This window comes from Pseudoduganella sp. R-32 (assembly GCF_049913245.1).
In the GTDB taxonomy this organism is placed as follows: Bacteria; Pseudomonadota; Gammaproteobacteria; order Burkholderiales; family Burkholderiaceae_D; genus Rugamonas.
In genome coordinates this window covers 1,789,363-1,812,266 of sequence record NZ_CP183987.1, presented here as the reverse complement: position 1 = coordinate 1,812,266, position 22,904 = coordinate 1,789,363, and the positions used below count along the sequence as shown (strand labels likewise).

Sequence of the window (22,904 nt, the reverse complement as noted above, 5' to 3'; positions counted from 1 at the left end):
GGTGGGTACGCTAGTCGTCGCAACTGCTTTCGCGCACGATCAATTCGACTGGCATGGTTATCTGAAAGGGGTTTTCGTCTGGTTTCTGGAGCAGTAATTCGATGCCCGCCCGCCCCAGGTCCTCCTTGTCGACGTGGACAGTGCTGAGCGGAGGAATGGCAGCGGCAGCGCTGCTGATATCGTCGAAGCCGACAATGGCAATGTCATGCGGGATCTTCATGCCCTCGTTCAGGCAATGCTTCATGGCGACCAATGCGGTGCTGTCGTTGTAGCAGAACAGGGCATCGGGCCGCTTGGGAAGACTGAGCAGGCTGCGCATGGCTTCCACCACCGCCTCGTCGCCCTCCCCCATGGTAGGGACGATGACTTCCAGCTCCGGGTCGGCAAACACCTTGGCATCGAACAGCGCCTGGCGGAAGCCGCGGTTGCGCTGCTGGATGCTGTAGTGGGCCAGCGAGCCGGACATCATTGCGATGCGCTTGCGGCCGCAGCGCAGCAGGTGCTGGGTGGCGAGGTAGCCGCCGCGCACATTGTCCGGGTTGACCGAAGTGAAGCCGCGGCGGTGCATGTCCACCAGCACGATAGGCTTGCCGGACTGCTGCAGGGCAGCCAGCACTTCCGGTTCGAAGAATCCTGCGCACAGGATGGCGTCTGGCTGGTGCACGCGGATCAGGCCCTGCACCGGTTCGGCCGGCCCTACTGCGATGAAGGACAGGGCGATACCCTCGCGCCGGCACGCCGCTTCCGCGCCATGCAGGACCGGCGAATAGAACTGGCTCGATGCCAGCGTGTTGTGCTGGCTGTGCAGGAGGAAGGCGATACGGCGGATGCGCCCTTTCTTGAGCTGTCCCAAGTCGTAGCCCATTTTCTCCGCGGCCTGGCGCACCTGGTTGCGGGTGACTTCGGTCATGCCGGCCTGGTTCTTCAGCGCGCGCGAGACCGTGCCGATCGACAGCCCGGTAGCTTCGGCGATGTCGCGCAAAGTGACCTGGCTCACGGCTGCACCCCTGGGCAAGGAATCAAGTGCATGAAGAGTCTCCAATGTTCAGTTTATTAAACGCCTATTCTGGCGCTTTCAAGCGTCGAGCGGAAATGCCTTTTCTCGCTCCCGGTATAGGTAAGTTTTATATCAGCCGCCTTTTGCAGGCGTCAACAAAAGCAGCCGGAAGCAATCATCTTTAGCAAGTTTTAGTAAACACGCAGCTCATCGGCCAATGAGCGCAGTCGCAGCGCCGTGCGCAGCGTCGCCAGTCTGGCACTGGAAGCAATGTGCAGGTCCACGGCTTCCCCGGGCAGCAGCGTCATCGCGTTGTCGGCAATCCCTGCATCGGTGCCGCCGAAGTCGATCCACACTGCGCGGGCAAACTTCGTCGCGCGCAGTGCGAGCCTGGCGCCGCCGCCGTCCCGGCGCAATTCCGAGCGCAGGCCGGGATCGGGCCAGCGCATGTCCTTGGCAGCCATGAAGTACACCACGCGGCGCGAGGCCGGTTCGCCCTCCGACTGCAAATCGAAGACCGCGACCGTCGACGCAGGATCAGCATTTCCAAGCAACTCGGCGTCGCTATAGTTGGCTAACTGCGACGCCGACAGCGGTGCGAGTTCCACCGGTTTGCGCTCGTCACGCAGCAGCTTGCCGTCCAGCGTCATCAGGCGCAGCCGCAGCTCGCCCCGCACATGGTGCGTACGGTCGTTGAGCAGGCTGACCCTCGTTCTGCCTTCAGCGTTCCGCAGGGCTGCAACGGCCACAGGCGCGTAGAAACGGCGCGCATGGAAATGCAACGCCTTCCAGCGTCCGAACCAGTCCACGCTCGACCACGAGGCTCCTGGCCAGACGTCATTGAGTTGCCAGTACAGCGATCCCATTGTGTATGGCCGGCTGGCGCGATGGTGCAACGCTGCAAGCTCGATGCCTTCCGCCTGCGCCACCTGGCTTAAATAGACAAAACTGGAGAAGTCCTTCGGGTCGCCGAACTCGAAATTCACGTACTTCATCAGGCGTTCATTGCCCTTCCCTGCCATGAATTTCTGGTGCGCCTCGATGAGCGGCGTGGCGATGCCTTGCTGGCCACGGCTGGCGAAAGCCTCGATCGTGCGCTGTACCGGCCACGCCTGCAAACCGTACTCGGACATGAAGCGCGGCGTGATCTCCAGGTACTTCGACGGCGGATACGCCGGATTGCCCCACACTTCCCAGTAATGCATGTCGCCGCTGGCCGGCGTATTGGCAACTTCGGCCAGGTCGTCGCTGGGCGAGCTGGCCCAATAGGAAATCCCGCCCCCCTCTTCCGCCACGACCTTGCGCAGGTCGGTTCCGAAAAGCTGCACATAGCCATTCCACACCTTGCCGGCGAACTCCGGATCGGCTTCCGTCATTGCCTTGCCCGGCCCCCAGTACTTCCAGGCGATTTCTTCCTCGTTATTGCCGCACCACAGGACAAGGCTCGGATGGTTGCGCAGGCGCCGAACATTGTCGCGCGCTTCCGCGATCACATTGGCGCGGAAGGCGTCGTCGTAGGCCGGCTGCATGCCTCCGCCGAACATGAAGTCCTGCCATACCAGCAGGCCAAGTTCGTCGGCGAGATCGAAGAAATCGTCGCTTTCATAATAGCCGCCGCCCCAACTGCGCAGGAAGTTCATATTGGCGTCGCGCGCCGATTGCAGCACGCGGCGCAATTGCGCCTTGCCCACGCGCGGCTGGAACATGTCGAACGGGATGCTGTTCGCACCTTTGGCGAATACCGGAATGCCGTTGACCTCGAAATAGAAACTCCTGCCCTTGTCGTCCGCTTCACGGCGCAGCGCGACGCTGCGCAAACCGGTGCGGGCGCGGGCCCTGGCCGCAACCGCCTTGCCGTCGCCGATTTCCAGCTCGAAGCGGTACAGCGGCTGCGCCCCATATCCGTTGGGGAACCAGCGTTGCGGGCGGTCGATGCGCACGGGAAGTTCGATGCGGTTGTCGCCAGCGCGCAGCTCGACGCGTCGCAGTGCCGCCAGCGAGCGCTTGCCGTCCGGCGCGACCTGCCACAGGCGCAAGTCGAAGGCGCCATCGCGCACCGCTTCGGCCAGCACGACCGCGGCAATGTCGGCGCGCGCCTGGTCGACGCGGTCCTGCCTCAGTTGCAGGTTATCGATGCGCACGGCGTCCCAACTTTCCAGCACAACCGGTTGCCAGATGCCGGCGCTGACGTAGCGCGGCCCCCAATCCCATCCATAGTGATAACCCGGCTTGCGGGCGAAATTGGCTGTCATCGCGTCCGCCGATTCGTCGCCATAGGGCGAGGGATAGTTTCCGGCCAGCTTGCGCGGCATGGCCCGCACGGCCGGCAGCAGGCGGCTGATCGGCGAACGCAAGACGACGCGCAATTCGTTGCCCTTCGCGCGCAGCTTGTCCTGCACCGGAATGCGCCAGGTGCGGAAGGCATTGTCCGCCTCGAACAACTTCTCTCCATTCAGCCAAACCTCGGCGAAGGTATCCAGGCCTTCGAATACCAGGTCGCTGCGTTTTGCCCTGCGCGGTGCCTCGAAACGGGTGCGGTATTCCCAGTCCGCCAGGCCGATCCATTGCAAGCCGGCTTCCGGCGCGCCAACGTAGGGATCGGGGATCAGCTTGTTCGCAAGCAGGTCGGTATGCACGGTACCTGGCACTTTCGCCGCATGCCATGGCAAGGCTTCGGGATGCGCAGCCAGCTGCGCGTTGCCGGGCATGAGGCGGAAGGCCCAACCGCCATCGATTACGCTGCGCCCTGGCGTGGCAGCCGTCGCCACAACGGCGACCACGGCAAGGCAAAGGCCCAGCATCAGGGCCGCCAGGGAACGCCAGTACAGGTGGGTGCTCATGGCGCGGCCGCCTTCCAGTGGCGCTCAATCCAATCCTGGTGGACCGGCATCGCGTCGACCGCATTGGCCAGCATCGCCCGCATGCTTTCGACCACGTCAACCAGCTTTTCTTCGGGCATGTCGTCGACGATCGGATGATAGCCTTGCGGCATGATGCGCTGCCCCAGCATCACCTGCACCCAGCTTGGCAAGGCGAAGAAATCCTCGCCGTTGCGGAAATAGCGGCCATCGCAGCGGAACAAGTCGACCGTCTCGCGCAGGCTGTCAGGGACGGGCATGGTGCGGCAGTAGTCCCAGAACGGCGAGTCGTTGCGTTCGGTGGCGTTGTAGTGCAGGATCAGGAAATCGCGCACCCGTTCATATTCGAACGCCGATTCGCGGTTGAAGCGCTCCGCCAGCAAGGGGTTGAAGTCGCGCTTGGGGAAAAGCCCCAGCAGGCGGGTAATGCCCGATTGCGCCAGGTAGATGCTGGTGGATTCGAGCGGTTCGAGGAAACCGCTGGCCAGCCCCAGCGCCACCACATTCCTGTTCCAGAATTTCTGGCGCATGCCGGTAGTGAAGCGCAGCGCACGCGGCTCGGCCAGCGCCTTGCCGTCCAGGTTCGCCAGCAGGGTCGCAGCCGCTTCGTCATCGCTGATATGCCGGCTCGAATATACATAGCCATTGCCGGTGCGGTGCTGCAGCGGGATGCGCCACTGCCAGCCTGCCGTGCGGGCGGTGGAACGCGTGTACGGTGCGATCGGCGCCACGCCTTCGCAAGGCACGGCCATGGCGCGGTCGCATGGCAGCCAGTGCGACCAGTCCACATAGCCGGTTTTCAGCGTCTGCTCGATCAGCAGCCCGCGGAAGCCGGAACAATCGATGAACAATTCTCCATCGACCACCTGGCCGCTTTCCAGCGTCACCGATTCGATAAAGCCGTCGTCGGCGCGCTGCTTGACGCCAACGATCTTGCCTTCGATGCGCTGCACTCCGCGCTGCTCGCCCAGCTCGCGCAGGAAGCGCGCATACAGGCTGGCGTCGAAATGGTAGGCATAGGCGATGTCGGCCAGCGGCGAGCCCTGGGCTGCACGGCGATCGCCGGGCGCGAACTTGCCTTGCGGCGCCATCACGGTTTGCGGCGAGTATTCTCCAATGGGCGCGGCGCGCCCGGACTGGAACAGTTTCAGCCAGAACTGGTGGAAAGGCAGCGGCCCGACCGAGCGGCCTATGGTGCCGAAGCCATGGATATAGCTGTCGCCGATGCGGCTCCAGTCCTTGAATTCAATACCGAGCTTGATCGTGCCCTGGGTGCGCTTCATGAACTCTGCTTCATCGATGCCGAGCATCTGGCCATTGAACAGGCGGATATGCGGCACGCTCGCCTCGCCTACGCCGACGATGCCGATTTCCTCGGACTCGACCAGGCGCACCGAGGCTCCCTTGCCGAGGTAGGTGGCCAGGGCTGCCGCGGCCAGCCAGCCTGCGCTCCCTCCGCCGGCGATGGTGATCTTGCTGATTCGGTTGTGCTGGTTCATGGCAGGCCCAAAACAGGAAAAAACCTCCCCAGCCGCACGGCATGGGGAGGAAAGAGGGAAGCATCAGAACTTGTAGTTCAAGCCAAAGTAGGCAATACGGCCGGCATAACCGTTGGAGTAGAAGCGGTCCTTGGTGTCGTTACCCAGGTGGGAACGCGTCTCTTCCCTGGTCAGGTTCAGCACCGAGGCGGTCAGGCTCAACTCCCTGGTGATGTTGTAGGCCACGTTCAGGTCGACCTGGTAGTACGGCTCTTCATACACGTTCAAGCCGTTGACCAGGCCATCGACCACTTCGCCGCGACGGTTGTACGACGCACGCGCCAGGAACTTGTCGGTCTCGTAGAACACGGTCAGGTTCACCTGGTTCCTGGCGCTGCCGACCAGCGGCGACTTGCCGATCCTGGTGCCATCTTCCATCGTGATGTCGGCCTGGTTGGTCTTGTTGTAGGTGTAGTTGAACTGGAAGCCCAGGCCCATGTCCAGCGTATGCTGGGCGTACAGCTCAACGCCTTTCGACACGCCGTCGCGGCCGCCGGCGCTGGTCGAGTAGCGCTGCACGGTCACGTTCTGGCCGCCCACGTTCAGGGTCACGTCGCGCACCACCGGCACCGCAAAGTTGCTGACGTTCTTGCGGAACAAGTCGATGCCGAGCACCGAGCCGCGATGGAAATACCACTCCAGGCCCAAGTCGACCTGCTTGGCCTTGTAGGGCTCGAGCTGCTTGTTGCTGCCTTCGCCGAACCAGCCTTGCTGGTCGCCGCCGCCGATCAGGCGGCGGTCGTTGACGTACTCCTGGCTGTAATAGCGCAGGGCGCCTGGCGAAGCGATGTCGTTGTAGCTTGGACGCGAGATCACCTTGGAGGCGGCGGCACGCAGCAGCAGGTTCGAGGTCAGGTCATAGGCCAGGTTAAAGCTTGGCAGCACGTCGTTGTAGGTACGGTCGAGCGAGCTGACCACGAACGACGAATCACGGGCGATGCTGTCCGGCAGGCGGGTAAAGCCGCTGGTGCAGCCGGAACCGGCAGGCGCGCCGGCAGCCGGCAAGCCGCCGGCCTGGCAAGGTGCCGGGCTGCCATTGGCGCCGTTGAAGAAGTAGTCTTTGTAGCTTTCCACCTGGTCGGTCGAATCGGCGTGCTGCCGGGTACGCACCAGGCGCACGCCGACGTTGCCGCGCAGGCGATCGGCCTTCACATTGGCCTGCAGATATGCCGAAGAGATCTTTTCGTCCACGTTGTAGACGAAGTTGTCTTCGTTACGCGTCTGCATCTGGCCATAGTTCTGGTTCAGGAAAGAGATATAGGCCGGGTAGTCAATCGCCGGGAATGCGCTGGCATTGATGCCGCCTGCCAGGTTGCCCAGGGACTGGCCGTACAGGAACTGCGGCTGGAACTTGTTCGCGCTCGAATCGCAGCCTGCCTGGTAGCGCATGTCGTAATCCTTTGGATCCGCGCCCTTGCAAACCCAGTAGTTGTTTCCGGTGGCGCGATGGGTGCCGCCCTTGCGATACTTGGCGCCGAACTGCAGCGAATCCAGCCAGTTGCTGTCGGCATGCCAGGTCATGTCGGCCTGGGCGTACTTCTGCTGGGTGCTGTTCTTCGTCCACGAGGACGAGGTGGAACCGAGGTCGATTTCGCCGATGCCCTTGGCCAGGTTGGCCATCAGCTCCGGCGAGAACACCATGGCCGGCGTGCCGACTGTGTTCCAGGAGCTGGCGTAGTTGCCGAGGGTCCAGCTGCCGTCCGCATTCTGGACACGCGGCTTGATCGGCATCGTCATCTGCATTTGCGGGCCACCGTTGGCCCAGGTACGGCCGAACTTGAAAATGCCGTCCATCGACTTGCCGCGCCATTCGGCTTCGAAGTCGGCGGTCTGCGACAGCGACTTCTCGTGGTTGTAGCTGCCGGTGATTTGCGGCGTCGGAATGGTGCAATCGTCCGGGCCCCAGCCGCCAGGCTGCTGGCCGGCCGCCGCCGCTTGCGCCTCGCTGCAATAATAGGCTTTGCCGGGGTGGACGCTGTACTGCGCACCGGTCACCAGGGTGCCGCTGCGGTCGAAAGTCAGGCCATCCAGCATGCGGCCGCCCGGCCAGTTGCCGTCGCCGCTGTAGCGGGCCAAATTCCACTCAGGCACCTTCAGGATATTGGTCTGCGAATTCTGCTTCAGGTCGAAACGGAAGTAATTGGCAGTCAGGGTCAGGTTGCGGACCGGCTTGAACTGCAGCGTCATCTGGCCGCCCTTGCGTTCACGCTCCTCGTTCTTCACGCTCAGGTTGACCGAAGTCGGCATCATGAAGTTGGCGTAGTACTTGCCGCCCTGGTCGTAGAAGCCCGACTGGCCCCACCAGTAAGAGCTCAGGTCCGAAGGCTTGCCATTGACGTCGGTGGCAGGGTGGGCGTCGTAATCGTCGCCATACCATTGCCAGTTCTCAGTACTGGCGCCCATGGTGCGGGTGGTGCGCTTCTGGCTGGTCAGGCCGACCAGGATGCCGAAGCGGTTGTCCTCGTCGTGCCAGGCGTACTGGCCGGAGAACTGGCCGTCGGTCTTCCTGGTGGTGTCGGCCCAGGTGCCCTCGGCGGAAACGAAGCCGGAACCGGACTTTACTTCCAGCGGACGGCGGGTATGCAAGATCACGGTACCGCCAACTCCGCCTTCATCGATGCGCGCTTCCGGGGTCTTGAACAGTTCCGCGCTGGACAGCATATTCGATGGCAGCAGCGTGTAATTGAACGAGCGCGATGGATCGCCATTCGATTCTGCGGTGGCGATATAGTTGCCATTCAATTGGGTCAGGGTCAGTTCCGACGACAGGCCGCGCACGCTGACGTTCTTGCCCTCGCCGCCGCTGCGGGTCACCACCACGCCCGGCACGCGCTGCAGCGCGTCGGCCACGTTCTTGTCCGGGAACTTGCCGATATCTTCGGCGGTGATCACTTCAACGATCGAATTGGCGTCTCGCTTCTGGTCAAGGCTCTTCTCGATCGCATAGCGGTAACCGGTAACGACCACGGTATTCGGGTCGGCCTTTTGCTCGGACGCCTGCCCGGTGGACGCGGTCTGCGCCTGGGCGCTTGCAAGGGAAAGCAGTGCCACGCTCACCGCCATGGCGATGGGCGTCGCGCGGCAGCCGCGCTGCCGTGATGCGAGATGGGTTCTGAACGTCATGCGGGTCTCCTGGTTATGCCCTCTTGCGGGCTTTATATCGCGGTAGCAAGCCTCGGATCCTCGATTTACTAAACGACGATGATGCCGTCTGCACATCGATGGGATCGCGTCCACTCAAGGAGAATTCTTACAAAGGAGGCTATGGCACTTCAACAAACTTTCAGAGAATGAATGAAGTTTAGTTTTGATTAGTAAACAAGAGTGCGGCGGATTTGCGACTATTTGTTTAGTGTGGAAATATTTTCGGAAAAGCGCAGGTAGCCCCAGCGGCCGGGCACGTGCATGTCGATCACGCCTTGCGGCGCCCATACCCAGTTGTCCTCCTTTGGCTGGCCCGCGGTCCATTCCACTCGGCTGAAATTGATGCGCCAGGTGGTGCCAGGGCGGGGATGCGGCACTGCCTGGCGCGAGGCGAAGGCATCCAGCGGATAGGCGATTTCCACGCTCCAGCCCCGGTCCTTGTCGCCGGACCGGTTCAGGGTTCCGTACACGGCGGTGGCCGTCTTCAGTCCCTTGATGTCCCAGCTGTTATCCGCTTGTCCGCCTTCGTTGTAAGGCTTGGGCAGGTGCAGGTCCCAGCCCGTGTTGAGGGCGTTGATCTCGAATTCGTAATAGCTTTTGGTGGCAGGCAGCGGCTTGATGAAGACCTCGAAATCGTTGTCCTTGAAAATGACCGAGTCGCGCTGGGTCAGCGTCGCCTTCACCTCCGGCTCTTCGAGTTCGGCCGCGATATACAGGTATTGGTCGTCCCACAGCATTCTCACGCGGGTGCGGAATTTCGGCTTGGGCCTGCGCTCGCCTTCGATGTCGACAAAATCGGAAGTCCATGGCGCATTTTTCCATGCAGGGTCGTCCAGCCTTCCGTCAATAATGATCGGGCTCGCAGCCCGCAGGCATTCATAGGCAAGCGGCGAGGAATCCGCGGCCACGGCAGGAATGGCGGCGGCCAGCAGGGCCGCGAATGCTGTCACAACTTCCTTCATCCAGGTGTCCCTCCATGTCTCGGCAAAAGTTATAGCAAGGAGACAAGACCTGTTCAACAGGCTCCGCACATTCTGGCCACACTTTAGCGAACTTTAGTAAACTGGAGCCATCAATCCAGCATTTCAGGTGTCGCAGTGCCTATCATCCATCCGCCTTCCTCCGCTATCGACATCCGCAGCTACGGCGAGCGGTGGGCGGCGGACCAGCACGCGTTTGCCCAGCTGGTGCTGCCACTGTCCGGCGAAGTGGAGCTCGACATCGAAGGCAAAGGCGCGCTCCTGAATCCCTTGAGAGGTGCTGTCGTCGTGGCGGGTGCATGGCATTCGCAGCAGAGCGCCGTGGCGAATCACTCCCTGATCGTCGACGTCGACCAAGCCACCATGGTGCACCCGATCTGGGAGCGCATCGCGCAGCGGCCATTTGCCGACATCAGCCCTGCGGCGCGCAAACTGGTCGAGTTCATGCAGCTTTCCGTCGCAGCGCACGCCGCGCCGCCATCGCTGCTCCAGGGCTGGGTTCCGCTGATGCTGGATACGCTCATGCTTGAGCCGCCACGCCTGCAATCGCGCCTGGCCGCCCTGCTGGCGCATACTGAAGCCAATCTTGCACTGCCCTGGACGACCGAGTCGATGGCGCAGTTTGCGTGCATGAGCGTAAGCCGCCTGCACGCCTTGTTCCAGGACCAGCTGAATACCAGCCCACGCGCCTGGCTTCTCTCCATGCGCCTCAATCGCGCCTGCGAACTGCTGCGCCATACCGGCCTGCCGATTGCGGACATTGCATTGAATAGCGGTTTCGGCGACCAGAGCGCCCTCACCCGCGCCATGCGCAGCCGGCTCGACACCACGCCGGCGGCGTATCGTCGCCAGGGACGGGAGCCTGCGACAAAAATCCAGTAGGCCGCGCCAAGACCATGCAGTGCGCGACGTCCACCATGTCCCATTTGGGAGATGGACGTTGAATATTTCACTTGGCATTATTGCCGGCATCATCGCCGGTGCATTCTGGGGACTGGTTTTTCTCGCGCCCGAACTGACGCGCGGCTTCACGCCGATCCAGCTCTCGGCTGGGCGCTACGTCGCTTACGGCCTGATCGCAGCCATCCTGGTATCGCGCTCGTGGCGCGGCCTGTTCGCCAGGCTGGCCTGGCGCGAGTGGAAGGCGCTCGCCTGGCTCAGTTTCTCGGGCAATATCGTCTACTACTTTTTCCTGGCGCAGGCGGTGCAGACTGGCGGCATCGCCATGGCCTCGATCGTGATCGGCCTGCTGCCGGTGGTGATCACCCTGGTCGGCAGCCGCGATGCCGACGCCGTCCCCTTGCGCAGCCTGCTGCCTTCGATTGCCCTCAGCACCGCAGGCCTGTTTTGCATCAGCTGGCAGCACCTTCAAACCGGATCGCTGGCTGGCGTGCTGTATGCCAGCGGCGCCCTCGCTTCCTGGACGGCTTACGCAGTCGGCAACAGCCGCTGGCTGGCGCGCCTCGGGACCGTCACGCCGCATGAATGGAGCATGCTCACCGGCCTGGTCACCGGCGCCGAAGCGCTGCTGCTGGCGGTGCCGGCCCTGTCGTCCGCAGCGCCGCAGCACAGCAATTCGGAATGGCTGTACTTCGCAGCGGTCGTGACCAGCGTTGCCATACTCTGTTCCATCATCGGCAACGGTTTCTGGAACTATGCCAGCCGTGCCTTGCCGCTGACGCTGACCGGCCAAATGATCGTGTTCGAGACGCTGTTTGCGGCGCTGTATGGCTTCCTTTGGGAAGCGCGCTGGCCAACCGCAATCGAGACCGCTGCAATGGCCTTGCTTGTGGCAGGCGTGGCCACCTGCGCGCTGGCCCACGGGAGGAATGCCTCAAGCTGACGGCGACGCACGCCCGGCGCGACGGCCGGGCAGCTTGTGCATCGCAATGCAGCATTGATGCACGATCGCTGCTCTGTTGCTGGGGGCGCGCAATTTGTCATGGCCATTTGACGGCTGATTGCGCCGGGCCAAGCATTTTCGGTAAGATTTGGCGATTCGTCCACGACAAGCGACCAGCATGGCAAGCATCCGCCAGAACCTTTCCATGATCCTTGCCACAATGGTCATGTTCGGCGCCGCGCTGCTGATCAATGAACTGCTGTTCAAGCAACTCGAGTTCGCCGAAGGGATCAACTGGATCTACCTGCCGGCCGGCGTGCGCTTGCTGGCCACCCTGCTTTTTGCCGAAGCAGGCGCGATAGGCCTGCTGGCCGTTTCCTGGCTTTACTGCTTCCTCGTCCTCTTCCCGCATGATCCTGTGCGTGCCTTTGCCGGCGGCATCCTGGCCAGCGCGGCGCCCTACCTGGTCTACCTTGGCGCCAGGCGCTGGCTCGACCTGCAAGGCTCGCTGGCCAGCCTGGCCGCCTGGCAGGTGCTGGCGTGCGCTGTCGCCTATTCCGTGGCCAGCCCCCTGCTGCACCACATCTGGTTTGCCCTGTACGAGGGGCGCGGCCACCTGCTGCAAGGCTTTGCCGTGATGGCATTGGGCGACCTGGCCGGCACTGTCTTGCTGCTGTTCTTCACCAAATGGGTCATGCGCCTGTCGATGTCGCGCAACTAAAACAGTGCCTGCTGCGCCGTGGTCAGGGCAGCGAAACTGTCGTGCAGCGGCAGCAGGATGGCGTCGGCGATCGGCTGCAGTTGCTTTTCGAGATAGTGCTGGTAATCGATCGGTGAGCGCTGCACTTCCAGCGGCTCCGGTCCGCTGGTGGTGACGACATAGCTGATACGGCCTCCGTTCTGGTAGCGCAGCGGCCGGCCTTGTGCCTTGTTGAATTCATCGGCCAGGCGCGCGGCGCGCACCTGCGGCGGCACGTTGACCTGGTATTCGTCGAGGCGATGGCGCAAGCGCTTGCGGTACACCAGCAGTTCATCGTGGGCGCCGGACAGCGTATCGCGCGCATATTCGCGCACGAAGTCCTGGTAAGGCTCGTTGCGGAAAATGCGGGCAAACAGGCCTTGCTGGAATTGCTGCGCCAGCGGGGTCCAGTCGCTGCGCGCCACTTCCAGGCCTCGGTAAATGATGTCGCCGTCGCTGGTCAGTCCCGCATAGCGCTTCTTGCTGCCCATGTCGGTACCGCGGATCGTCGGCATGAAAAACTTCCGGTAGTACGTATCGAACTCGATCTCCAGGTAGCTCTGCAGCTTGTATTTCCTGTGCAAGCGATCCTTCCACCATTTGTTGATCTTGGCAACCAACGCGCGCGCAATGGCAAGCGCCTCCTCCGTTTCATGCGGCCGCTTGAGCCAGATGAAGATGGAGTCGGTATCGCCGTAGATCGCTTCATAGCCCTCCTTTTCCACCAGCTCTCGCGTGAGCTTGAGCAGTTCGTGGCCGCGCAAGGTGACGGAGGAAATCAGCTGCGGGTGGTAGAAGCGGCAGTCGGTGGAACCGAGCACGCCGACGAAGGAATTCATCAGCAGCTTGAGCGCGGTCGACAGGGCATCGTTCTTTTCGCGCTTGGCGGCATCGCGGCCCTGCCAGAGCTGGGTGGTGATGGCAGGAAGGCAGTGGCGGGTACGCGAGAATTGGGCGCCGCGCATGCCGGGTACGGCATCGCCGCCGGCTTCCGCCTCCGCCTCGCCTTCGACCATGCCGACCGGGTCGACAAGGAAGGAGCGGATGATGGACGGATACAGGCTCTTGAAGTCCAGCACCACCACCGAGTCGTACAGGCCGGGGCGTGAATCCATCACGAAGCCGCCGGGCGACGCCACGGCCGGAATTTCGCCGACATTCGGCGCCACATAGCCTTCGCGATGCATGCGCGGCAGGTACTGGTGGCTGAAAGCGGCAATCGAACCGCCCATATGGTCGGGCACCAGCCCCGTCACGTGGGAGCGCTCCAGGATGAAGTCCATCACGCGCGTCTTCTCGAAGATGCGCGTCACCAGCTCGCAGTCTTTCAGGTTGTAGGTGGCCAGGGCCGGCTTGTCTTCACGGAAGCGGCGCTCGATCTCGGCCATCTTGTCGTAGTCGCTGCCGATTTCCTTGCCCTCCCCCAGCAAGGCTTGCGACACGTTCTCCAGGCTGAAGGAAGGGAAACTCCATGACGCGGCGCGCAAGGCCTCGATGCCGTCGATGGCGATGCGGCCAGGAATGGTGGCGAACACGTAGCCGTCGCGCGCCTGGTGGGTACGCCATTCGACCGGACGGCCTTCACGGCCCAGCAGCAGCGGCACCTTGTATTTTTCGGCATTCTTTTGCAGCGTTTGCAGGTCGAACTGCACCACGCTCCAGCCGATGATGGCGTCCGGATCGTGCACGCGGAACCACTCGTTGAGTTTCTCGATCACGCGACGCGGGGTCGGGCAGTATTCGAGGTCGAAATCCACCGCGGGCGGCGCGGCCGGCTGTTCGCCCAGCATGTAGACCTGGCGCTGGCCGCAGCCTTCCAGCGCGATCGAGTACAGGTCGCCGAAAGCGCTGGTCTCGATATCAAGCGACACCATGCGCAGGTGCGGGCGGTATGCCGGCGCGGGACGCAGCTTGCCACCCTCGAAGTCCACGCCGGCCGTGATGAAGCGTTCCATCAGGTAGCGTTCCGGCGGCTTGATGTCCGCCTCGTACAGGCGGATGCCGCGCTCGCCCAGCTTGCGCTCCAGCGCCAGCAACTGCTTGTAATGGCTGGCGTAGATGCCGACCACCGGCTCGCGCTGGAATGTCTTGAGTGCAACTTCGCGAATGTCGATGCCCGGCATGCCCGCCACCAGGGTCGCAATCGTTTCGCGCAGCGAAGCCTCGGCGAAAGCCACCGAAGCTTGTGCTGTCAGCAATATTTTGCGGGGGCCGTCGTCGGTCGCGAGCCAGAACTCGATTTCCGTGCCGTCGCGGGCGTCGCGCCAGGCGCGGGTGAGGATAAAACCAGGCATGCTGAAATTATACTGTATGCAAGCACAGTACACTTGCAACATTAAAATAACATTGCTAGAATAGTATGTTGCCTTGTATCAAGAGCAGGCAACCTAACTAGAAATAGGAACACTTAAAATGATCAAGCAAATCACCGCTGCCACCCTGCTGGCAGTAGCATCCTTCGCTGCATCCGCAGCTGAACCATCGTTCTACGTCGGCGGCGACGTGGGCTCGAGCAAGCACGAAGACCTGGACGGCCGTAAAGCCTCCTACGGCATCTTCGCAGGCTACCAGTTCGACGAGAACTTCGCCATTGAAGCCGGCTACCGCAACCTGGGTAAGTGGGACATCCTGGGCGTTGACCTGAAAACCAACCAACTGGCACTGTCCGTAATCGGCTCCGTACCAGTGGCTGACCAAGTTGCCGTGTACGGCCGCGTGGGCTACAACCGCGTTGAAGCCAAGGCTCTTGGCGAAAAAGAACACGAAAACAAAGCGCTGTTCGGCGTTGGCGTGAGCTACCAGTTCACCAAAGAAATCAGCGGCCGTGTTGAATGGCAGCGTCCAATTAGCGGCTCGAACAACATCAGCGCTGGCGTGGCTTACCACTTCTAAGCTGTTGCTTCGCACAGAGAGCCGCCGGACCTGGTCCGGTGGCTTTTTTCTATTTGGGCTGCAGTGAAGCCAGGGCTGCTTCGAGGACTTCGTCGCGGCCTGCCCGTACGCCTTCAACCGTTTGCTTGACCAGGTGCTGCGGCTGCACACCCACGCCGACGAAGGCGCGGCCGTCCGGATAAGTATCCTGTTTCGTGCAGATGCGCGCACTGCCGCCGCCCGGCAGTTTGATGAAGAGCGGCTGGCCGGTGCTGCCAGCGGTCGCCTCGCCCACCAGGGTACCGCGCTGCATGACATCGAAAGCCACGGCAAAATCTTCCGCCGCCGAGAAGGTCGCTGCGCTGGTCAGCACCAGCACCGGTTTCTTGTACTGGCGCTGCGGGTCGGGCTGCACCACATCGGAAGCTTCGGCGTACATCGGCTGCGCCTTTTCCCAGGCGCGCCAGGCCGGCTTGTAGTCGCGGGTGGCCCAGCGGCTGGTCAGGAAAGCCTTGTCATCCAGCGTCGACAGTATCTTGTAGCCCACTTCCGAATTGCCGCCGCCATTGCGGCGCACATCAATCACCAGCGCCGAAGACTTGGCAATGTCGGCGAAAGCGGCCATCCAGGCGTCTGCCGCACTGTTGTCATCGAAGCTGTTCAACGCAACGTAGGCAACGTCGCCCGGCAGCATGCTGAATTCAAACGAGGGAGAGTTGGCGACAGCGGCCTTGCGGGCTTCCCGGCCCACGCGCGCAAGCTGCTGATCGAACTGCTTGCCAGCAGCATCGCGGAAGGTCACGCGCACGGCCGAGCCGGCCGCGCCACGCAGGAACTGGGTCCCGAACGCGCGTAGTGCTTCGTCCTGCGGCGAGGAGGCACTCACATACGGCGTGATCTCGCGGGCTACGTAAGCCTTCACTTCGGCGCCATCCACCGCCACCACTTCCAGTCCGGGCATGATGCCCTTGGCGCGCAAGCCGGGGTCCAGGACTTCGGTCACGATGACGCGGCCTTCGACCGGCCGGGTCACCAGCAGCGGCAGGCCGCCCATGCGGTCGGACAGCTCGTTTGGCACCATCACGTTGGTGTGACCATCTTTCAGCCTGGCCACCAGTTCCGTCAGCACGCGGTAATAGTCTTCAGTACTGCGCGTTGCGCGCACGCGCGGCAGGGCTTCCAGGTACAGCTTGTCCCAGTCCAGCTTTTCCAGGGTGGCGGTATCGACGAAGTTGTATTTGACTTCCGACCACAGCTTGGACAGGCCGGCGACCTTTTCATCCTCGCTGATGTTTTCTTTATAAGAGCCCGCCAATGCCGCGGTTTCCCACTGCATGGCAGGCTGCTGCTGCGCCATCGCGCCGGCGGCCATCAAGGCCAGGACCAGCGCCGCTACATGGCTTTTTGCCATTTTGTCTCCTGAATGTGCTGAATGCCCGACATTCTAGAGGCCCGGCGGCGCCGGCGCTACCCTGTTACAAGCCTGATACTTTTCGTACAGGGGGCGGCTGTTAGAATCCTTCCTCGAAGTTCTTCATTTCCCTTTCGAGACCATGCGACCACTTGCACTTCCCTTGCTGGCAGCCCTGCTGGCAGCCCCCGCATTTGCCACTAGCCCAACCCCCATCACCCTCGACCAGGCCATGTCCCACCCGGACTGGATCGGCACGCCAGTTGAAGCGGCATGGTGGAGCTGGGACGGCAAGCAGATTTTCTATAAACAAAAGCGCGTCGGCTCCTCGCTGCGCGACACCTTCCAGGCCGGCGACAAGCCGCGCCTGGTGGCGGACTCCGAGCTGTCCAACCAGGACAGCCCGAACATGGTGTTCAATCGCGAGCGCACCCGCGCCATCGTGCTGCGCAACGGCGACCTGTTCGAACGCGACCTGAAATCCGGCGCCCTGGTGCAGATCAGCCGCGGCACTGCCAACGCTTCCTCCCCCCAGTACTCGGCAGATGGCCGCAGCGTGCAGTTCAAGGTCGGCAACGACTGGTTCAGCTGGAGCCGCGCCGAGCGCCTGCTCTCCCCTGTCGCCTTGCCGCGCGCCGCCAAGGACCCGGCCGCCGCACCGGATGAAGACTACTTGCGCGACCTGCAGCTGCGCCTGATCACCACCCTCAAGCGCCAGAAGGATGAACGCGACGAGACACGCGCCCGCGCCAAAGCCGAACGCGCTGCCGACGCCACCCGCGCGCCGGCGCCGCTTTACTTTGGCGACAAGGTATCCATCGATGCCTCATCTCTGTCGCCAGATGGGCGCTGGCTGGTGGTCGCCACTTCGCCGAAAAGCAGCGAGAACGGCCGCGTCGGCAAGATGCCGCGCTACGTGACCGAGTCGGGCTACGAAGAATTCGACGACCAGCGTGCTCGCGTTGGCCGCAACCTGCCGCTGGCGCAATCGCTCAAACTGGTGGACCTGCGCACCGGCGCCATCAAGGACCTGTCCTTCGATTCCCTGCCGGGCATCGCCACCGACCCGCTGGCCAGCCTGCGCGAAGCAGCCAAGCAGCCGGCCCTGAAGGGCAACCGCGCCACCCGCCTGGAAGCCGATGAAGGCGACGGCATTGCCTGGAGCGACAACGGCGCCAAGGTCGCCGTCATGCTGCGCACCGTGGACAATAAAGACCGCTGGCTGGCCGGCATCGACCTGGAAGGCGCCAAGCTGAAGTCCCTGCACCGCCTGACCGACAATGCCTGGATCAACTACAGCTACAACGACTTCGGCTGGCTGCCGGACAACAACACGCTGTGGTTCATGTCCGAGGAAACCGGATACGCCCACCTGTACACCCTCGGCGCCGACGGCAAGCAGCGCGCCCTGACCAGCGGCAAATGGGAAGCATCGAACGTGAAGTGGAACGCCGACGGCACCCTGGCCTATATGCTGTGCAACCGCCGCACGCCCGGCGAATACGAGGTGTGCTCCGCTTCAGCCAAGGACGCCACCGTGCGCGAAGTCACCCAGCTCAATGGAGGCGTCGAACAGTTCGACCTGTCGCCTGACCAGCGCAAGCTGCTGGTCCACTATTCATCGGCCTACGTCCCTTCGCAACTGGCTACCGTGCCTGCTACCGGCGGCGCAGCAACCAGGCTGACCGATACCCGCAGCGCCGAATACAAGACACGCGAATGGATCCAGCCGCAGATGGTGGCCGTGCCGTCGACCCACGGCGCTGGCCAGCCGATCTGGTCCAAGCTGTATCGCCCGGCCACGCTGGAACCGGGCAAGAAGTACCCGATCGTGATGTTCGTGCACGGCGCAGGCTACCTGCAGAACACGCACAACCGCTTCCCGAACTACTTCCGCGAGCAGATGTTCCACAACCTGCTGGTTGAAAAGGGCTACATCGTGCTGGACATGGATTACCGCGCGTCGAAGGGCTATGGACGCGACTGGCGCACGGCGATCTATCGCCAGATGGGCCATCCTGAACTGGACGATTATGTGGACGGCGCCAAATGGCTGGCAGCGAACCACCAGGGCGACATCGACAAGGTCGGTATCTACGGCGGCAGCTATGGCGGCTTCATGACCTTCATGGCGCTGCTGCGCGAACCGGAGCTGTTCAAGGCCGGCGCCGCGCTGCGCCCGGTGACCGACTGGACCACCTATAACCACGGCTACACCGCCAACATCCTGAATACGCCGGACATCGACCCGGAGGCTTACCGCAAATCTTCGCCGATCGAGTACGCGGACAAGCTGAAAGGCCACCTGCTGATCGCCCACGGCATGGTGGACGACAATGTGTTCTTCCAGGATTCGGTGCGCATGGCGCAGCGCTTCATCGAACTGAAAAAGGACAACTGGGAACTGGCGGCGTATCCAATGGAACGCCATGCCTACGTCCAGCCTGAGAGCTGGTACGACCAGTACCGCCGCATCTACAAGCTGTTCGAGAGCACCCTCAAGTAGGTTTCGCCACGCTGCTTGGCAACGCCTGGAAGTCGTCTGTCTGATACAGCGAGTGCCAGGCTGCCAGCAGCGCCGGCGGCGGCGTGACCAGCTTGCGCGCCGTCAGGTCCAGCCAGCCGCCCGAGCTGTTGATCCGGGCGGACAGCTTGCCATCACTGCGATACACGTCGCTGCGCAGCATCCAGCGGCTGCCATCCTGAGACATCCCGGCCAGCGCCAGCGTGACGGTGATGGTATCCATCAGCAGCACTTCCTTGAAATACGCGATATCGTCCTTCATCACGACCGGGCCGATATTCAGGCGCTTGAATTCCGCCATCGGGAACCCATTCTCGCCCAGGAACATCATGCGGATATCGCCCGCCTTGTTCAGGTATGCCGTGTTGGCCATATGGCTGTTGAAATCCATATCGCCCCAGCCGGCCAGCATCTTGCGTTCAAACATTGCCACTCCCCCTTACTCGGCTGCGAGGAAGTCCAGCAAAGTCAGGGCCACGATCTTGGTCGCCTTGCGCAAATCTTCCAGCAGCAGTTTTTCATCTGCCTTCTTGGCATTCGATTCGGGCACGCTGCGCGGCCCTGCGCCATATAGTACTGCGGGAATGCCTTGTTCGCCGTACAGTCGCGCATCGGCGTACAGCGGCGTGCCGACCGCCGGGATATCCTCGCCCAGCACCTCGCGCGCGTTCTTCTGCAGCCTGGCCACCATCTTTTCGCCGGCCGGCAGCGGACGCAAGGCGTGCGACAGCAACAGGCGCTTGATCTCGAGACGAATCCCGGGTTCACCCTGCACTGCCTCTTCGATCAGCTTGCGCACCTGCGCCTCCACCGCCACCGGGTCCTCTTCCGGGATCATGCGGCGGTCCAGCTTCATCACGACCTTGCCCGGCACGACATTGGTATTGGTGCCGCCGTCGATGCGGCCCACCAGCATGGTCGGGGAATCGATGCCTGGCACCTTCGATTTGATCTTTTTCAGCTCAGGCAACTGGCCGTAGACCGCATTCAGGATCTTCGTTGCCGCCTGCAGCGCGTCATGCCCGGTTTCCGGCATGGCGCCATGGCCTGACTTGCCGTGCACCGTGATTTCAAGCTGGAGGCAGGCATTGTGCGCGGTAACGATGTTGTAGCTGAAGCCTGCCGCGATCACGTAATCCGGCCTGGTCAGCTTTTCGCGCAGCAGGAAGCCAGGGCCAAGCAGGCCGCCAAATTCCTCGTCATACGTGAAATGCAGCTCCACGCCGCCTTTCAGCTTGACGCCCAGCGCTTCCAGCGCGCGCACGGCGAAGATGTAGGTAGCGAAGTCGCATTTCGATACCGCTGCTGCGCGGCCGTAGATATAGCCGTCGTCGATCACCCCGCCGTAGGGCGGATACGTCCAGCCCTCGCCCGGCGGCACCACGTCGCCGTGGGCATTCAGCGCGATCGTCGGGCCGCCGGCTTCATACGGGCGGCGGATGATCAGGTTGGTGATCGACTCCATGCCGTAGTCCCGCACTTCCTGTTCCGGCACGGCGTGCTTCTCGGCGTTCCAGCCATAGGCTTTTACCATGCCCGCCACGGTTTCCGCATGCGGCGTATTGTTGCCGGGCGGCGTATCGGTCGGCACGCGCAGCACCTGTTGCAGGAAGGACACTTCCTCGTCGAAATGGTCGTCGATCCACCGGGTGAGTTTGTCGTTCATTATTTCGCTCCTGCGGCGAACCAAGCGCCCAGCTCGGCGCGTTCCGCTTCGGTCATATTGGTCAGGTTACCGATCGGCATGTCCTTCTGCTCCACGGCGCGCTTGTGAATCTGGGCTGCACGCTGGTGCACCTGGTCGGCCGTATCGAACATCACGCCAGCCGGCGCCGTGGCAAAGCCGGGCTGCGTCGGTGTGGCCGAATGGCAGGCCAGGCAGCGCTGATCGACGATCGCTTTCACTTTCGCGAATTGCGCAGCAGGGTCGGCGGCTGGCTTCACGGCAGCAGGCTTGGACGGCGCAATCGCCACGGCAACCGCCAGCAGCAGCGCTACGCCAATGACAGGATAGCGCCATTCGATGCGGCCCTTGTGGCGCAGGTTGAAGAAGTGGCGAATGAAGACGCCGGCCGCCATGATGAAGCCGAGCACCAGCCAGGCATTCTTGTTCTGGTAAGTCATCGCGTAGTGGTTGCTGATCATGATGAACAGCACCGGCAGCGTGAAGTAGTTGTTATGCACGCTGCGCTGCTTGGCCTTGATGCCATGGATCGGATCGGGCAGGCTGCCCGCCTGCATCGCCTGCACCATCTTGCGCTGGCCTGGAATGATCAGCATCGCCACGTTGGCCACCATGATGGTGCCGATCATGGCGCCGATGTGGATGAAGGCAGCGCGCCCGCTCAGCAGGTGAGTCAGCGCATAGGCCGCGGCAACCAGCAGCAGGAATACGACCAGGCCAAGCCACTTCTCGCTCTTGCCCAGCGGCGAGCGGCACAGCGCGTCGTACACCACCCAGCCTGCCACCAGGAAGCCGATGCCAATGCCGACAGCCTGCGGGCTGGAGAGATCCGCCACCTGCTTGTCCACCATCATCGCCTGCGCGTTGAAATAATAGGCGATGGTCAGCAGCGCGATGCCCGACAGCCAGGTGCTGTAAGCCTCCCACTTGAACCAGTGCAGCTCCTTCGGCAGTTCGGCCGGCGCCACCAGGTATTTCTGCGGGTTATAGAAACCGCCGCCGTGCACGGCCCACAATTCGCCGGAGACGCCCTTCTTCGCCAGGTCCGAGCCCGGCGCCGGTGGCCGGATCGAATTGTCCAGCCAGACGAAATAGAACGACGCGCCGATCCAGGCAATGCCCGTGATGATGTGCAGCCAGCGTACCAGCAGGTTCGCCCATTCCAGGCCGTAGGGCAGCAGGTAATCCATGTAAATCCTTGAGTTGAAGAAGTGGCAATCTATCGAAGATACGCGTTTTCGAGCCCCCACAACATGAAATATGTCGTATATTCAAGATATTCGAATTCATATACGTAAGCAAGATGTCCGGCCTGCCGCAACACCTCGATATTCACCTCATTCGCATTCTCTACCTGCTGCTGGTCGAGAAGAACGTATCGCGCGTGGCGCTCAAGCTGAACCAGCCGCAACCCTCCATTTCGGCGTCCTTGCGCAAGCTGCGCGAACTGACCGGCGACCCGCTGCTGGTGCGCGGCGCGCGCGGCATGGTGCCGACCCAGCACGGCGAAAGCCTGCTCAAGCCGGCCAAGCGCATCCTGGACGAAACGGAATCGCTGTTCGTGAAGAAGACGCCCTTCGTGGCGCAGGAGGAAGCGCGCACCTTCAATATCGCCGCACCCGACTACCTGGACAGCCAGTTCCTGCCGAACGTGGTGGCCTTGTTACGCCGAGGCTCGCCCAGGAGCCGCGTGGTGATCCACTCAATCGGTCCCGGTACAGACTATCTGCGGCTGCTGTCGGACGGCGACATGGACCTGGTCATCGCCAACTGGGACGAGCCGCCGCAGCACCTGCACATTTCCAAGCTGTTCGAAGACCCGATCATCTGCGCCATGCACGCCGGCAGCCCCTATGCCAAGCGCACCGCCAGCGATGCGATGTCGCTGGACGACTACCTCGCCCTGCCCCACGTCGCACCATCGCAAATGGTGCCCGGCTACGGCGGCGTGATCGACTCCTTCCTGGAGCGCCAGGGCATGCGTCGCAATGTGGCGGTGGAATCGGCCTATTTCAGCCTGATCCCGTACATGCTGGCGCAGACCGACCTGGTGCTGACCACCGGCCGCCAGTTCCTGCGCTTCTACGAAAACTCGCTGCCGCTCAAGGTCTTTACGCCCCCGGTCAAGTTCCCGCCGATGCGCTTCTACCAGCTGTGGCACGAGCGTGTGCACCAGGCCCCCGAGCACAAATGGCTGCGCGACCAGGTCACCGCTGCCGCCAAGGCGCTCTAATTGAAAGTCGGGGTCAGGTCTAAAGTCGGGGTCAGGTCTGGCAATCCGCCACATTTTTCGCATAGCGAAAAATGTGGCGGAT

Annotated in this window: 16 protein-coding genes; 6 read left to right on the top strand and 10 right to left on the bottom strand. The window is 62.5% G+C overall.

Translation table 11 applies throughout. From position 1 onward, the window contains the following. Positions 1-10 precede the first annotated feature (10 nt). From ACN9MU_RS08500 to ACN9MU_RS08480, 5 genes are all read right to left on the bottom strand, one after another. Entirely contained in the window at positions 11-997 is a 987-nt protein-coding gene (locus ACN9MU_RS08500; RefSeq protein WP_426344421.1) for a LacI family DNA-binding transcriptional regulator, read from the bottom strand. A 191-nt stretch (positions 998-1,188) separates the two neighbouring features. After that, a complete protein-coding gene (locus ACN9MU_RS08495; protein ID WP_426344420.1) occupies positions 1,189-3,837 on the bottom strand; it encodes a beta-mannosidase in 2,649 nt (882 codons plus the stop codon). Further along, the gene (locus ACN9MU_RS08490; RefSeq protein ID WP_426344419.1) at positions 3,834-5,354 is read right to left on the bottom strand and encodes a tryptophan halogenase family protein; all 1,521 of its coding nucleotides are present in this window, start codon (positions 5,352-5,354) and stop codon (positions 3,834-3,836) included. The genes ACN9MU_RS08495 and ACN9MU_RS08490 overlap by 4 nt, the downstream gene beginning before the upstream one ends. A 63-nt stretch (positions 5,355-5,417) precedes the next feature. Next, positions 5,418-8,516 carry a TonB-dependent receptor gene (locus ACN9MU_RS08485; protein ID WP_426321680.1) on the bottom strand — a complete coding sequence of 1,033 codons (3,099 nt, stop codon included), beginning with the start codon at positions 8,514-8,516 and terminating at the stop codon, positions 5,418-5,420. 218 nt (positions 8,517-8,734) lie between these two features. Continuing rightward, on the bottom strand, positions 8,735-9,487 hold the full coding sequence (locus ACN9MU_RS08480; RefSeq protein ID WP_426321678.1) for a carbohydrate-binding family 9-like protein: 753 nt from the start codon (positions 9,485-9,487) through the stop codon (positions 8,735-8,737). Positions 9,488-9,634: 147 nt separating this feature from the next. Here ACN9MU_RS08480 and ACN9MU_RS08475 point away from each other — a divergent pair, with 147 nt between their 5' ends. From ACN9MU_RS08475 to ACN9MU_RS08465, 3 genes are all read left to right on the top strand, one after another. After that, positions 9,635-10,399, top strand: coding sequence for a helix-turn-helix domain-containing protein (locus ACN9MU_RS08475; protein WP_426321676.1), 765 nt, complete (start codon positions 9,635-9,637; stop codon positions 10,397-10,399). 58 nt (positions 10,400-10,457) lie between these two features. Beyond that, positions 10,458-11,360 (top strand): DMT family transporter, encoded by a 903-nt coding sequence (locus ACN9MU_RS08470; protein ID WP_426344418.1) that lies wholly within the window; start codon positions 10,458-10,460, stop codon positions 11,358-11,360. A 178-nt stretch (positions 11,361-11,538) separates the two neighbouring features. Further along, on the top strand, positions 11,539-12,081 hold the full coding sequence (locus ACN9MU_RS08465) for a hypothetical protein (protein ID WP_426169598.1): 543 nt from the start codon (positions 11,539-11,541) through the stop codon (positions 12,079-12,081). On the opposite strand, the gene ACN9MU_RS08460 is transcribed toward ACN9MU_RS08465, so the two are convergent. Beyond that, positions 12,078-14,393 (bottom strand): DNA polymerase II, encoded by a 2,316-nt coding sequence (locus ACN9MU_RS08460; RefSeq protein WP_426344417.1) that lies wholly within the window; start codon positions 14,391-14,393, stop codon positions 12,078-12,080. The genes ACN9MU_RS08465 and ACN9MU_RS08460 overlap by 4 nt on opposite strands. Before the next feature lie 118 nt (positions 14,394-14,511). Here ACN9MU_RS08460 and ACN9MU_RS08455 point away from each other — a divergent pair, with 118 nt between their 5' ends. Beyond that, the gene (locus ACN9MU_RS08455) at positions 14,512-14,991 is read left to right on the top strand and encodes an outer membrane beta-barrel protein (protein ID WP_426321667.1); all 480 of its coding nucleotides are present in this window, start codon (positions 14,512-14,514) and stop codon (positions 14,989-14,991) included. Between the two features lie 49 nt (positions 14,992-15,040). Here the strand turns inward: ACN9MU_RS08455 and ACN9MU_RS08450 are convergent, their stop codons facing one another. Then, positions 15,041-16,381 (bottom strand): S41 family peptidase, encoded by a 1,341-nt coding sequence (locus ACN9MU_RS08450; RefSeq protein WP_426344416.1) that lies wholly within the window; start codon positions 16,379-16,381, stop codon positions 15,041-15,043. 142 nt (positions 16,382-16,523) lie between these two features. On the opposite strand from ACN9MU_RS08450, the gene ACN9MU_RS08445 reads away from it, so the two are divergent. Next, a complete protein-coding gene (locus ACN9MU_RS08445; RefSeq protein ID WP_426321663.1) occupies positions 16,524-18,887 on the top strand; it encodes a prolyl oligopeptidase family serine peptidase in 2,364 nt (787 codons plus the stop codon). Here ACN9MU_RS08445 and ACN9MU_RS08440 read toward each other — a convergent pair. Genes ACN9MU_RS08440 through ACN9MU_RS08430 form a run of 3 tightly spaced genes read right to left on the bottom strand, consistent with a single transcriptional unit; the run spans position 18,880 to position 21,779 of the window. Beyond that, entirely contained in the window at positions 18,880-19,332 is a 453-nt protein-coding gene (locus ACN9MU_RS08440) for an acyl-CoA thioesterase (protein WP_426169586.1), read from the bottom strand. The genes ACN9MU_RS08445 and ACN9MU_RS08440 overlap by 8 nt on opposite strands. Before the next feature lie 12 nt (positions 19,333-19,344). Then, positions 19,345-20,571, bottom strand: coding sequence for a M20/M25/M40 family metallo-hydrolase (locus tag ACN9MU_RS08435; RefSeq protein ID WP_426321661.1), 1,227 nt, complete (start codon positions 20,569-20,571; stop codon positions 19,345-19,347). Continuing rightward, entirely contained in the window at positions 20,571-21,779 is a 1,209-nt protein-coding gene (locus ACN9MU_RS08430) for a urate hydroxylase PuuD (protein ID WP_426321659.1), read from the bottom strand. Before ACN9MU_RS08430 ends, ACN9MU_RS08435 begins: the two co-directional genes overlap by 1 nt. 113 nt (positions 21,780-21,892) lie before the next feature. On the opposite strand from ACN9MU_RS08430, the gene ACN9MU_RS08425 reads away from it, so the two are divergent. Further along, entirely contained in the window at positions 21,893-22,822 is a 930-nt protein-coding gene (locus ACN9MU_RS08425) for a LysR family transcriptional regulator (RefSeq protein WP_426169578.1), read from the top strand. The last annotated feature ends 82 nt before the right edge of the window (positions 22,823-22,904 follow it).